This window comes from Caenibius tardaugens NBRC 16725 (genome assembly GCF_003860345.1).
GTDB classification, from domain to species: Bacteria; Pseudomonadota; Alphaproteobacteria; order Sphingomonadales; family Sphingomonadaceae; genus Caenibius; species Caenibius tardaugens.
Genome location: NZ_CP034179.1, coordinates 2,695,325 through 2,708,645 on the forward strand (window position 1 = coordinate 2,695,325; position 13,321 = coordinate 2,708,645).

Sequence of the window (13,321 nt, forward strand, 5' to 3'; positions counted from 1 at the left end):
GAATCCTCCGCATCGAAGCTGTCAGGATTTTTGCGCAAGCGGCAGCCTTGCGGTTGCCCCGTCCGTTCAAAGTCAGTCCGTTCAGGCCGATCAGTTCAGGCCGATCAGCAGCTCCGGGCGATAGGGCTGTAGCGTGTCATGCGCGCCATCGCGCACTTTCGCGGCCCAGGCGGCATCGCCCAGGATCGAACGGCCCAGCGCAATCAGATCGAATTCGCCCCGCACGATGCGTTCACGCACATCATCCAGATGCGCCAGCGAGGATTCGGCCACAGTCGCGTAAATGCCTTCCTCGCCATATTCCATCGCGGTTTTGGCGAGGCCGATGCCGCCGCCGGCAATCGTCGGGCGGCCGCCGACCTGCTTGATCCAGCCTGCCAGATTCATCGCACTGCCATCGAATTCGGCGCGCCAGAACCGGCGCAGCGAACAGTCGAACAGATCGACGCCCGCGTCCACCAGCGGGCGGATCAGGGTTTCCAGTTCTTGCGGGCTATCCGCCAGCCGCGCGGCATAATCGGTCATCTTGAATTGGGATATGCGGAAGCTGATCGGCAAGTCCGGCCCCACCGCCGCACGGCATGCGGCCACGATTTCCGCAGCGAACCGGGCCCGTTCCTGTCCATAATGATCGGTCCTGCGGTTGGTGTGATGCCACAGGAACTGGTCGATCAGAAACCCGTGCGCGCCGTGAATCTCGATCCCATCGAAACCGATCCGCGCGGCATCGGTGGCCGCTTGCGCGAAAGCGGCGATCACCGCATCGATATCGGCCAGCGTCATCGGCGCGCCTTCGATACGGCCCGTATCCGCCGGCTGCCCCAGTGCCGCGGCGGGCATCCACACGGCCGATGGCCCGATGCCCGACCACGGCGGGGTCACCGGCGCCAGTCCCTGCAATCCGGCATGGGCCAGTTGCGGCATGATCCGTCCGCCCGCCGCATGGACCGCCGCCACCGCGCGCGCCCATTCGGCCAGCGCGGGGCCATGGAAATGCGGCTCGTTTTCGTCCAGCGGGGCGGCCGGGTGATCGATGGCGGTGGCCCCGGAAACGATCAGGCCAACCCCGCCCTGCGCACGGCGGGCGAAATAATCGGCATAACCGGGATCGGGCATCCCGCCGGGCGCCTTGCCCTGACCCATCGGGGCCATGACAACCCGGTTGGGCAAATGCATCGAACGCACGGTCAGCGGTGTAAAAAGAGGATCGGTCATGCCCGCGTCATAGGGCAAACCCCGGCGCGGCTCCAGCGGCCACAATTGGCACAAACCGCGCACCTTTGGCGATCGGGTCAGGCGGTGATGTGCTGCAACATGCGAACCAACCTACCTTTTTGCACGGGGTTGTCAGTGCGCTGCACATTCCATGGTGAGCGCAAAATCGGCGAAGTTCGCCAGCGCGTAACCGCCCTTGCTGTTGTACAGGATGTTGAGAACGTCCGCCGGGGCTTGGGCATGTGGCGTGTCGAGCAGCGTCGCCGTGATATATGTGAACTGGTCCTGGGTGTGCATGAAGCTGACCCGGCCCTGCCAGCAGCCCGAGTAGGCGCACAGTTCCACCGCCTCGGGTGCGAGAGACAGTTGGGCAGGGGTGAAGCCGTCGGTGGCGGTAACGCATTGCCCCGCATCGCAGCGCGTTTCAGCGGCTTTGTTGAGACACTGGGTCGGTCCGTCCATCGCGTGCGCCGCCGTTGCCATGAAGGCAAAGCTGGCGATTGCCGCTCTCGTCCATCCAAACAGGTGATTTTGCATAGCTGCTCCCCAATAGGTCACCAGATCGCATACCGGACAGACAATCGATAACGTCCCGCGAATAGTGCCGATCAACCCTCTGACTGTCGGTCGGCAACGCGCCCGGTTTCCGTAATTCCATAGTCAGGCCGTCACTCTCCTGTCAGGCTAGGGAGGGTGTTGGCACCCTGCACCACAAGGCGGATCAAATCGCGGGTGGCGCCTTCGCTGACATCGCCGCCGCCCAGAAACAGTCGCAAGACAATCGGCCCCATGATCGCATCGATCAGCAGATCGACGTTTTGCGGTGGCGTAATTTCCCCGTTCGCAATGGCGTGATCGAGGATTTCTCGCACCGGGGCCTTTCGTTGCTCGATATAGGTGTGCAGGGCTTCCATCAGGGCGGGATTGTCGGCGCACTGGGCCACCAGAGATGGCATCATCGTGACCATTCTGGTCTGGGCCTCGCGTTGCCCGGGCGTATTTTTGACCAGATCCACGAATTGCTGAATGACGCCGGTCAGACTTTCGATCACGTCGCCCCTGATTTCAGCCGTGATCGGCGGAATCGCGCCCAATGCGGCAATGACCACTTCCTCACGCGAGCGCCAGCGGCGATAAATCGTTGCCTTGCTGACCGATGCCGCCGCCGCCACACGATCCAGCGTGAAGCCCTGCAGGCCAAACTGGAGCAGGATCAGCATCGCCTGATCGAGTATCGCACGCTCGGCTTCCGGACTGCGCCGCCGTCCGCGCCGCCTGGGGCTCTCCTCTGGCAAATTCCCGCTCAAACCATCTCATCCCCGAAGATCAATGTCGCATGGGTAATTGTCCGATGGTTGCGGGTCAACAAAGCACATCCCCTGAAGACCATTCCATAAAAGGATAAAAAATTCATTTGTGTACTCATGAGTACCTATTTATCGGAAACGCAATACATTCGAATCATGAGCATGAAATTTATCATTTCATGTGGGGTACGGATGCGTACCTGATAGGGAGGAAGATCATGTCGTTCAATTTCTGTGGATACCGGCTTGCAACCAGCGTCCTCGCGATCTGCGTTGGTTCTGCTCAGGCCATGGCGCAGGATGAACATGGGCAGTCGGAAATCGTCGTCACGGCATCACGGACGGGCGAATCCCGTCTCAGCGACACCCCGATCGCCATCACCGCACTCTCTGCCGAACAGCTCGACCAGCGCGGGGTGAACGACATCCGCGGGCTGACCGATTATACGCCCAATCTGCAGATTGCTGACTTTGCCGGGTACGCGCAGATCTTCATCCGCGGGGTCGGCTCCAACGATCCGTTCGCCGGAACCGATCCCAGTTCGACCGTGCATCTTGACGGGGTCTATCTAGGCCGGACGCTGGGCTATTTTTCCAGTTTTCTGGATGTCGAACGGATCGAGGTCCTGCGCGGGCCGCAGGGCACGCTCTATGGTCGCAACTCCGTGGGCGGTACGATCAACGTTATCACCCGCAAGCCGACGGATAGCTTCCAGGCCCGCGTTCAGGTGGGTGCAGGGACATACGGTACGGCATCGGGCGCAGCCTATGTCAGTGGCGGATTGGGCGGCGGCATTGCCGCGGGTCTTGCCGTTCAGTACCGCCACAATGGTGATTATTTCGACAATGTCTCCACAGGCGGCGATATAGGGCGGGACAGCAATTTCGGCATCCGGGGGCAGATCGTTGCCCCGCTCGGCGCGGGTGAGGCCATTCTGCGCGGTGACTATACCCACCAGAAAGGCCGGCTTGTCGGCTATTCCAAATTGCTCGGCCCGACGGGTCTGGCAACCGACGACGCGGTGCTGGGCGATTTCGACAAGGTTTCGCTGAACCGCCATAACCGCCAGAAGCAGTCGGGTGGCGGTGTTTCCCTGGAACTGAGCTATCCCCTGTCTGACACGGTAACGCTGAAATCGCTGTCATCCTGGCGCCAGCTGCATGGCGATCTGGATTACGATTCCGATGCGAGCGCGATCGATATCGGGCGGTCCACAGTCAACCTGCGGCAGGAACAGTATAGCGAAGACTTCTCGCTGACCGGCAAGTTCGACAATCTCACCCTGTTCGCAGGCCTGTTCTATTTCCATGAAAAGGTGAAAGAGCCGCTGCGCTTTTCGCTCTTTCCGGCAGGCGCCAGCAATTTCCGGCTTCCCGAAATCCGCACCAGTTCCATCGCATTTTACGGCCAGGCCGAATACGATGTGACACCGCAGTTCTCGCTTGTGGCAGGGGTGCGTTACACGCGCGAACGCAAGAAGCTGAATGGCCGGTTCCTCTGGACGGCATCGGCATCGCCCGATTTCGATACGGCGCTGGCGGCACCGGCCATCGGCGCGCCGTACTTCTACGATCCTTTCACGGTCAACGCGTCGGAAACCTATGATGCCTGGACGCCCAAATTCGGGATCAATTTCCGGCCCGATGCCAAAACCCTGATTTACGCTTCGGTCACGCGCGGGTTCAAGAGCGGCGGGTACGACATGGGTTCAACCGACCGGACCAATGCGGAGCGCGGCTTTGCCCCGGAATTGCTGTGGTCCTATGAAGTGGGGGCAAAGACCTCGCTGCTCGATCGCAAGCTCGACATTGCGCTGACCGGTTTCCGGTACGACTATGATGATCTGCAGGTCACCCTGTTCGTGCCGCCCTCTTACGCAGTGACGCAGAATGCCGCTTCCGCGCGGACCTATGGTGTGGAACTCGAAATGCAGGCCCGGCCTGCGCAGGGGCTGACCCTTTCGGGAACGCTGGCCTATCTCGATGCGAAGTACCGGCAGTATACCGGCGCCTACACCGCGGCTTTCGGTGCGTTCGATGCCACAGGGAAACGGCTCAACAACGCACCCGAATGGGCCTTCACCGTGGGGGCGCAGTATGAATTCCCCCTGGCAGGCGGCAACAGCTACATCGGGGCCGATTACAAATGGCAGGATGACCTGTACTTCAGCCCCGCCAATAACGGTGTCGGCGCGGTTACAGGCTATCTTGAACAACAGAAAGCCTACGGCCTGCTTAACGCACGCATTGGCTGGACCAGCGATGACGGGCGTTATGGCCTTGCGCTGGTCGGGCGCAATCTGCTCGACAAGAACTACGTTCTCTCTACTGCCAGCTATACTGCGGCAATCAGTGGACGGCCGGGCACACCGCGCACCGTGGATGCGACGTTTACGGTCAACTGGTGAACGATGGGATCAGCACGGCTTTCATGGCCGTGCGGGTTTCGTAAGATTTGGGAAGAGCGGCAGGTCTGGCCGCAAAAGGATATGGGTATGAACAAAGGTGTGGCCGTTGTGACAGGGGCAAGCCGCGGTGCCGGGCAAGGCATCGCACGGGCATTGGGGGCGGCAGGTTATACCGTCTATGTTACCGGACGCAGCCAGACCCCGGATGCCTCCCCGCTGGGCGGAACCATCCATGAAACGGCGGCGCAGGTGACGGCGGCCGGGGGGCGCGGCATCGCGTTCGCCTGTGACCATGCCGACGACGAAGCCGTGCGCGACCTGTTCGCCACGGTTGAACGGGATGAAGGGCGGCTAGACATCCTGGTCAACAATGCGGCGGCAGTCAGCAGCGACCTGATTGAAAAAAGCCCGTTCTGGACCCGCCCGGTCGGGATGGCGGACATTATTACCGTTGGCCTGCGTTCGAGCTATATCGCGGCCCATGCGGCGGCCCCGCTGCTGGTCGCCAAACCGGGTAGCCTGCTGATATTTACCTCCGCCCCCGGCGCGGTCAATTATGCGCACGGCCCGGCCTATGGCGCGCAAAAGGCGGGAACAGACAAGATGGCGGCCGACATGGCGGTGGAACTGCGCCCCTTCGGCGTCGCTTCCGTCAGCATCTGGATGGGCCTCCTCAAGACCGCGCGCTCCGCTGCGTCCATGGCCGAAAAGCCGGGCCAGTTCGATTTCCTGCTGCCCTATATGGAAACGCCGGACTTCACCGGCCGCCTCATCGCGGCCATGCACAGCGATCCGGACATCATGGCCCTCTCGGGTCGCACGGTGATCGGCGCGGAACAGGCCCGCGAATACGGGGTGCTGGACCTTGATGGCAACAGCCCGGATTCCCTCCGCCCCGTGGTCGGCGGCCCGTTCAAATATGATGACCTGATCATCGATTGACCCGGTGGACGCGGCCCACCGGGTTGCAGAAATTCGTTTGTGCACCACGCATGGCGGTCAGATCGGCCTTGTGCGCAATTGCCCTTCATAGTCGCGCTTGCCGATCGGAACGCCTTGCATGCGTAGAATGTCGTAGGCCGTGACAACGTGGAAATAGAAGTTCGGCATCGAGAACGACAGAATGAACATTTCGGACGTAAAGGCGAGCTTGCGGGGGCCTATCTGCAAATCCAGATGCTTGCCCGCCCAGCTGTTGACCTCGTCGGGCACCAATGCTTCCAGCGCGCTCTGCGCCTTCGCCATCATCGCTTGCAGCTCCCGAAAAGGGACGGGCCCGGCCAGCGCTGGCGGCGTGATAGCGCCCGTTCGCGCGGCCTCGAGCCCCAACAGCGGATGGTGATACGCTCCCTCGATCTGGAAGTGAAAAGGCATCATGTCATCGATCAAGCGCATTTTGACAAAGTCATCGGGACTGCGCCCCGTTTGTGCGCAATGCTCCACCGCGCGATCCAGCACCCCGCGTAGAGCCCTCACGGTTTGCAGGAATGTCGGAACGCTCAGATCATAGAATGAGACGGACATCGATTATCCCTTTCTCTCCCGTTCTCAGAGGCCGCTTTTACTATGTGAGGCAATGAGAACCAATTTGCCCCATGGTGGCGATTTTGCACACTCCGCGCCCGCGACGTCTATGCCGCATATGCGTTCATCGGTCTCGACCGGTGCGTTGGAATCAAAATCAGTGCAGACCGCGAGGCCCGCGTGACTGTTCCAGGAGCCAGCGGAAGGGACGCAGCGCGCTGGCGGCATAGTAAAGCGTAAAGAGAGCGAACAGGCATCCCGGTAGCCAGCGTTCCCCCGCGATCATATACCATGCGCTCACACCGAACAGCGCGGCGAAGGCGAGGCTAAGCACCAGTTCCGCCATGATCGCCCAGCGCGGGGAGGCCCGCGTGCCATAGCAGATTTGCAAGGTCAGCCGACACACGAACACCACAGCGAGTGCGAACAGGATCGGTAAGGGAACGGCGGCCATGATCGCGCTGGTCTACCATGGTGTGCGGCGGCGTCCAGCGGGTGGTCAACCCATACAGGTGAAAGCGCCCGTTTTGCAGAAAAGTTGGGGGAGAGCGGGCGTCTAGTCACGACGCACTCATTCTTCTGCCGTCGATAGCTCTTCCGCTGCTTTCTTTACTATTCGCTCTCTGTCGCCCTCACGAGGCCACCACTTGCCTAGCGGCGGGTTGGCAGGGCAATTACCTCGAACGACGCAGGTGAGAGGAGCCGCTGCCGCGAGAAGGAGGAGAGCGCCGCCCAAGCCGATTTTGATGGCTGGCCTCCAAGCACTCTGCGGGATTATCGATCTTCGAGGCCTTGGGTTCTCATTCAACCCACTGAAAACCATTCAAAAGAATGGTGGGCGCGGCAAGGATTGAACTTGCGACCCCACCCGTGTGAAGGGTGTGCTCTACCACTGAGCTACGCGCCCGCCTGCGGCAATCTGCCGGGCAGGGGCGGGCCTTTGCCATGGGGCGCGGTGATTCACAAGCCTCAATCGCGCATCAATAGCGCAAGGTTGCGCAACACCCCGGAATCCGTGCGGGAAACCGTGCCTTGTGGCTGGCGTGGGCACGACAGGCAGTAGGCTTCCGCCCCGCGCGCGCCGAGCAGGCGTTCCAGATCGGATGTCAGGCGGCGGGTCAGCCCGGCCTGCTGCACGGTGAGCAGGGCCACCATGTCATGCGCGGGGGCGCGGATATCGGTTTCGCTGTTGCCGACCAGCATTTGCAGCAGCGAATGATAGGCATCCGGGCTGGTGCCGAGATACTTGGCGTGCCATTCGCCCTGCTTGAGCCCGGCTTTCTGCGCGGCCCATGCCAGCGCATCGTCCATGCCGCCGAACTGGTCCACCAGACCGATCTGGCGTGCCGGCCCGCCTGCCCAGACCCGGCCTTGCGCGATTTCGTTGACTTGTGCCGGTGTCTTGCCGCGCGATTTCGAAACCAGCGTGAGGAAGCGGGCATAGCCGTTTTCGATCACGCTCTGGATCATGTCCTGCGTTTCCGGGGTCAGCCCGGCGGCGAGATCGGGTTGGCCCGAAAGCGGCGTGGTCTTCACCCCGTCGGTGGTGACGCCCCAGTTGCCCAGTGCGTTTTCGAACGTGGGAACTACAGCGAAAATACCGATCGATCCGGTGATGGTTTCAGGGGCAGCGAATATGCGGTCGGCCGGGGTGGATACCCAGTAGCCCCCGCTGGCTGCGACATTGCCCATGGAGACGACGACCGGGATTTTCCGCGCCTTGTGCCGCAGGATGGCGCGGCGGATTTCTTCCGACGCGGTGACCGAGCCGCCGGGCGAATCGACCCGCACCACCAGACCCGCCAGATTATCCTGCAAGGCATCGTCGAGCAGTTCGGCGATGCGATCGCCGCCTGCCTGCCCGGGCCCGGCATCGCCATCCACGATTTCACCGGCAATGGTCACCACACCGATGGCCTTGCCGGATTTGCCGGGCTTGTTCGCCGCCAGCCATGGGTCGAGTTCGGTATGGAGGAAGCTGCCGGGGTTTTCGCTCCAGTCGTCCTTGCCGACCAGTTTCGCCACCCGGTTGCCGAATGCCACCCGGTCGCCGACATGATCGACCAGACCGGCCTGTTTGGCGGCCTGCGCGGCATCGCCGCGCGCGGCGGCCAGCCATGCGGCGGGCTGGCCGGTGACCAGCGCCAGATCGGCGGCGGGCCGGGCTTTCTTGACGTCGGCCTTCCATTCTTCCCACAGCGCGGAATAGAGCGCACCGGCATCTTCGCGCGCTTCGGGCGACATGTCGCTGCGCATGTAGGGTTCGATCGCCGACTTGTAGGTGCCGACACGGAAGATATGCGCGTTGACCTTCAGCCGTTCGAGCAGCCCGGCAAAATAGAGCCGATCCCCGCCCGGGCCCGCCACGACCGCGCCGCCAAGCGGATCGACCCAGACTTCGCTGGCGTGGGCCGCCAGCATCATGCCATCGTCCACATAGGCGCTGGAAAAGGCGAGAACGGGTTTTTTCGTGGCGCGGACGCGATCCATCGCTGCGCCGATTTCCGCCAGATGCGCCTGCCCCCGCCGAGAAAGCGTGACAGATCGAGCACGACCGCGCGGATGCGATCGTCGGTTGCCGCGTTGTCGATCGCGCGCACAAGATCGCGGGCCTGATATTCGCGCGTGGGCATTTCCTGCGACAGGAGCACCTGCAACGGATCGGTCTGCGAGGCTTCTTCGACCACCGTGCCATCGAGTTCGAGCAGCAGCGCGCCGCCGCGCACCTGCCCGGGGCTGGGGCGCGTGGTCAGCACGGCATAGAGCCCGATGAAGAACAGCAGCAGGAACAGCAGGGCCAGCGCATCCTTGACCCCGACCAGCAATCGCCAAACCTTGCCCGCGAAACTCATGACCGGTTATGCTCCCGTGGCCCCTGTTGCGGCGAATGCCGTCTCGGACGTGCCCTGATCGACCCTGATAAAGCCTGTGCCACGCCCTTGCCACAGCAAAGAGTCCACCGCAAAGGGCTTGCGTCGGCTATGCGGTGGCAAAGCGGGGGAAAGCCTGCCTGAATCACTTGAGCGACCCGGCACATTTGACTAAAGGCCCAGCTTTAATGACATCGCCGCCATATACCCCCGCCCGAGGCCAATATCCGGCAGGTGGCCTCGCCTTCCCGCATCGCAGCCTGTTGGGCATTGCGGGCCTCGATACCCATGAAGTGCTGTTCCTGCTCGACGAGGCAGAACAGTGGGTGGAACTGAACCGCCGTTCGGCCAAGCATTCCGAAGTGCTGGCCGGGCTGACGATCATCAACGCCTTCTTCGAGAATTCCACACGCACCCTGCTGAGTTTCGAAATCGCAGGCAAGCGTCTGGGGGCGGACGTTGTCAACATGCAGGCGGCCCAGTCGAGCATCAAGAAGGGCGAAACGCTGATCGACACGGCGGTGACGCTGAACGCCATGCGCGCCGATGCCATTGTTATCCGCCATGCCAGTTCGGGCGCGGTGGCGCTGATTGCCGATCAGGTCGATTGCCCCGTGCTCAATGCCGGGGACGGGCAGCATGAACATCCCACGCAGGCACTGCTCGATGCGTTGACGATCCGCCACGCCTTGCGCGAACGGGGGCAGAGCGAGGAATTCAACGGCATGACCGTGACGATCTGCGGCGATATCCTGCACAGCCGTGTCGCGCGTTCGAATATCCTGTGCCTGTCCTCTCTCGGAGCGAAAGTGCGCGTCTGCGCGCCGCCCGCGCTGATGCCCGATGCGATCGAGGCGATGGGCGTGGACGTGTTCCACCATTTCGATGCCGCGCTGGCCGGGACCGATGTGGTGATGATGCTGCGCTTGCAGAACGAGCGGATGCAGGGCCAGTTCATTCCTTCGCCGCGCGAATATCGCCATCTTTACGGGCTGACGACCGAACGCCTGCGCCGTTGTGCGCCCGATGCGCTGGTCATGCACCCCGGGCCGATGAACCGCGGGGTGGAAATCGACAGCGATGTGGCCGATCTCGAAGGCACCAGCCTGATTACCCGGCAGGTGGAAATGGGCGTGGCGATCCGCATGGCCTGTCTCGATGTGCTGACCCGGCGCACGCGCGGCGTTGATGGCTGGGGTGAAGCACAGGCGATGAACGGGGGAATCGGGGCATGAAACAGCAACGTCCCCTGACGATTACCGGCGGGCAGCTTGTTCTGCCGGGCGAAGTCCGCACCGGCGCCTTGCGCGCGGTGGATGGCAGGATCGTGGAAGTGGGCCAGTTCAGCCCGCATGATGGCGATGAGGTGATCGACGCGCGCGGCCAGCTGGTGGCCCCGGGTCTGGTCGATCTGGGTGTCTTCGCGGTGGACAAGCCCGCATTCCATTTCGGCGGGATCACCCGTGCGGCGTTAATGCCCGATCAGGCGCCGCCGCTGGACCATCCGGCGCGCGTGCAGTTCCTGGCCTATAGCGGCAAGCCCGATTTCTGGGTGCATCCGCTGGCAGCGGCCACGCGCGGACTGGAAGGCAACGAACTGGCTGAAGTGGCGCTGATGCGCGATGCCGGTGCGCGCGGGATCGCCACCGGGCGCCGCTGGATCGCGGATTCGGGGATCATGCTGCGCCTGCTGCGCTATGCGGCGATGCTCGACATGGTGGTTGTCAGCCATGCCGAAGATGCCGGGCTGACCGGCAATGCCGTGGCCACTGCGGGCGATGTCGCCACCCGGCTGGGCCTGCCAAGCGCCCCGGCGCAAGCCGAGGCGCTGGCCGTGGCGCGCGATATCGCACTGGCCGAAATCGCGGGCGCCCGGCTGCATCTGCGGCAAGTGACGACGCAGGCCGCGCTCGATCTGGTGCGCGCAGCCAAGGCGCGCGGCGTGGCGGTGACCGCAGGGGTGACCCCGGCACATTATATGCTGTCCGATCTGGCGACGGCGAAGTTTGCCACCTTTACCCGTCTTTCCCCGCCCTTGCGGCAGGAAAGCGACCGGCGGGCGGTGATCGCGGCGATTGCCGATGGCACGATCGATGTGATTGCATCGGGCCATGATCCGCGCGGGCCGGAAGACAAGCGCCTGCCGTTTGCCGATGCCGAACCGGGCATGGCCGGGGCGGAAAGCCTGTTGGCCATGGTGCTGTCGCTGGTGCGCGATGGGGTGATCGATATGCCGCGCGCCTTTGCGCTGGTGGCGGGCAATCCCGCCCGGTTGCTGGGTGTGTCGGCCGGGCGGCTCGCTCAGGATATGGAAGCGGATATCGCGCTGGTCGATCCTGACAAGCCGTGGATCATCTCGTCAGACCGGATGGCCGCCAGTGCGGGCAATACCCCGTTTGACGGGCAGCCGGTGCAGGGGCGGGTGACCGCGCTGTATAAGGGCGGAGTGCGCGTGGGCTGAAGCCCGCGCATCGCGTGCCCCGCGCCGCATAGGAAGAGAGCGGCAACCTTGCGGCTGCCGCTCTTCCTCCCCCATGGCATTAATGGGTAAAATCCTTGCCCCGCTCAGCCGACCGCGCCGGGCAGCGGGTTGTCCTTGTCATAGACCAGGCAGCCCTGGCCCTTGGCGCTGATGGTGGCGCACATCGCGCGGGCATCGGCCTTGTTGAAGCCGGCTGCGGCCACGCGCCAGTAATGCTTGCCCTTGATATTGGCTTGCGTGATCTTCAGGCGATACTGCCCGAGGGCGCTGTTGCGTTTGGTGAAAACACCCCATGCCTGGCGGGCTTCGCTTTCCGACAGGAACGATCCCAACTGTACCAGATGATCGCCATTGCGCGCGGAAGGTGCCATGCCCGTGCCTCTGGACGCGGCCAGCGCCGGGGCCTTGGCGACCGGTGCGGGGCGGGTCGGATTGGCAAAGCCATAGCGGACGGGCAACTGCTGTACCGTGGGTTCGGAAATGAAGCGCACGGTATCGGCAATCAGTGCGGATGCGCTGACACCGCGCGGCGCGGCGGCGCCGAAGGCCGCTTCGAAGCTGTTCGGCTCAGCCGAAGCCAGCGTGACGGCAGGTTCTGCAACGGCAGTCGAGGCAGGTTCCAGCGCTGGGGTAGGTGTCGAGGCAGGCGTCGCAGCTGCGATCTGCGGCATGGGTTGCGGCGCGCCCAGCGCGGGCAGTTCCTGCGCAGGGGCGGGGGCCGTGGGCCATGCTGCTGCGGCAGGGACGGGTGCGGCGGCCAGTTGTTCAGGCGTGCCGTTGATACGGGCCAGCCCGGCCGGAACGCCGCTGTCCTTTTTCAGCACGGGTGCATCCAGCAGTGCCGCCACACGCTGTTGCGCAGCTTCGGGATGGATCGTGGCGGCCCATTGCGCCATGCGATCGCCCAGTTGTTCGCCCGGAACGTCGAATGCGGCCATCAGGCGGGCCTGCCGCCATTCGCCCGAAAGTGCGTAGGCATAGGCCAGATTTTGGCGGACCTTGGGCGTGTTTTCGCCATTGCGCAGGGCATCGGTCAGCAGGCCGACCCCGCGTTGCGGATCGCCGGCTAGCGCATAGGCAAGGCCCAGATCGGCTGCCGGAATGGCATTCTGGTGTGCATCCAGCACGGCTACCGCCTCGTAAGGCTGGTTCGCGCCGATCTGTGCAAGGGCAAGGCTCAGCGCGGTGCGCGCCGATGTGTCGCCCAATGCCACCGCATCATCGAACGATGTTGCGGCGGAGAAGAAACGCCCGGCCTTGAGATAGGCGGAACCCAGCAGCGCCCGGTATTCGGCATTGTTGGGATCGGACATCACCGCGCGTTCCGCCAGACTGACAGCCTTGTCGCTGTCGCCCTTGGCAATCGCGGTTTCCGCCTGGCTTGCCGAAATGCGCGATTTGGGCGCGTTGGCTGTGCTGCACGCGGTCAGCGCGGTGCTGGCCAGTACGGCGGCCAGTGTCAGGCCGATCATCCGGGTGCTGTTGTTTGTACGGGTCATGGCAGGTTTCCCTTCC

Annotated in this window: 12 protein-coding genes and 1 tRNA gene; 4 read left to right on the forward strand and 9 right to left on the reverse strand. The window is 63.3% G+C overall.

Annotated features, from left to right (window positions below; translation table 11 throughout):
• Positions 1–90: 90 nt before the first annotated feature.
• The 3 genes from EGO55_RS12620 to EGO55_RS12630 all read right to left on the reverse strand — a co-directional run bounded on the left by EGO55_RS12620 (position 91) and on the right by EGO55_RS12630 (position 2,522).
• Positions 91–1,215: an oxidoreductase gene (locus EGO55_RS12620; RefSeq protein WP_040715912.1), complete on the reverse strand. Its 1,125-nt coding sequence runs from the start codon at positions 1,213–1,215 to the stop codon at positions 91–93.
• A 132-nt stretch (positions 1,216–1,347) separates the two neighbouring features.
• Positions 1,348–1,752 (reverse strand): hypothetical protein, encoded by a 405-nt coding sequence (locus EGO55_RS12625; protein ID WP_021690263.1) that lies wholly within the window; start codon positions 1,750–1,752, stop codon positions 1,348–1,350.
• Positions 1,753–1,883: 131 nt separating this feature from the next.
• Entirely contained in the window at positions 1,884–2,522 is a 639-nt protein-coding gene (locus EGO55_RS12630; RefSeq protein ID WP_124916786.1) for a TetR-like C-terminal domain-containing protein, read from the reverse strand.
• A 218-nt stretch (positions 2,523–2,740) separates the two neighbouring features.
• Between EGO55_RS12630 and EGO55_RS12635 the strand changes: the two genes are divergently transcribed.
• Together EGO55_RS12635 and EGO55_RS12640 are read left to right on the forward strand one after the other, a co-directional pair.
• Complete coding sequence (locus tag EGO55_RS12635) at positions 2,741–4,930, forward strand: TonB-dependent receptor (protein WP_021690265.1); 2,190 nt, start codon at positions 2,741–2,743, stop codon at positions 4,928–4,930.
• 87 nt (positions 4,931–5,017) lie between these two features.
• Complete coding sequence (locus tag EGO55_RS12640) at positions 5,018–5,872, forward strand: SDR family NAD(P)-dependent oxidoreductase (protein ID WP_021690266.1); 855 nt, start codon at positions 5,018–5,020, stop codon at positions 5,870–5,872.
• Positions 5,873–5,929: 57 nt separating this feature from the next.
• Here the strand turns inward: EGO55_RS12640 and EGO55_RS12645 are convergent, their stop codons facing one another.
• The 5 genes from EGO55_RS12645 to EGO55_RS21000 form a co-directional block, all read right to left on the reverse strand.
• Positions 5,930–6,454 carry a DUF1993 domain-containing protein gene (locus EGO55_RS12645; protein ID WP_021690267.1) on the reverse strand — a complete coding sequence of 175 codons (525 nt, stop codon included), beginning with the start codon at positions 6,452–6,454 and terminating at the stop codon, positions 5,930–5,932.
• Between the two features lie 157 nt (positions 6,455–6,611).
• Complete coding sequence (locus EGO55_RS12650; RefSeq protein ID WP_021690268.1) at positions 6,612–6,908, reverse strand: hypothetical protein; 297 nt, start codon at positions 6,906–6,908, stop codon at positions 6,612–6,614.
• Positions 6,909–7,286: 378 nt separating this feature from the next.
• Positions 7,287–7,361, reverse strand: a tRNA-Val gene (locus tag EGO55_RS12655).
• A gap of 62 nt (positions 7,362–7,423) precedes the next feature.
• Complete coding sequence (sppA, locus tag EGO55_RS12660) at positions 7,424–8,944, reverse strand: signal peptide peptidase SppA (protein WP_210766525.1); 1,521 nt, start codon at positions 8,942–8,944, stop codon at positions 7,424–7,426.
• Positions 8,875–9,306: a Clp protease/crotonase-like domain-containing protein gene (locus EGO55_RS21000; protein ID WP_210766526.1), complete on the reverse strand. Its 432-nt coding sequence runs from the start codon at positions 9,304–9,306 to the stop codon at positions 8,875–8,877. Before EGO55_RS21000 ends, sppA begins: the two co-directional genes overlap by 70 nt.
• A 206-nt stretch (positions 9,307–9,512) precedes the next feature.
• Between EGO55_RS21000 and EGO55_RS12665 the strand changes: the two genes are divergently transcribed.
• Positions 9,513–10,559, forward strand: a complete 1,047-nt coding sequence (locus tag EGO55_RS12665) for an aspartate carbamoyltransferase catalytic subunit (protein WP_021690270.1) — start codon at positions 9,513–9,515, stop codon at positions 10,557–10,559.
• The gene (locus EGO55_RS12670; protein WP_021690271.1) at positions 10,556–11,785 is read left to right on the forward strand and encodes a dihydroorotase; all 1,230 of its coding nucleotides are present in this window, start codon (positions 10,556–10,558) and stop codon (positions 11,783–11,785) included. Before EGO55_RS12665 ends, EGO55_RS12670 begins: the two co-directional genes overlap by 4 nt.
• A gap of 104 nt (positions 11,786–11,889) precedes the next feature.
• Here the strand turns inward: EGO55_RS12670 and EGO55_RS12675 are convergent, their stop codons facing one another.
• Entirely contained in the window at positions 11,890–13,305 is a 1,416-nt protein-coding gene (locus tag EGO55_RS12675) for a CDC27 family protein (protein ID WP_021690272.1), read from the reverse strand.
• Positions 13,306–13,321: the final 16 nt, after the last annotated feature.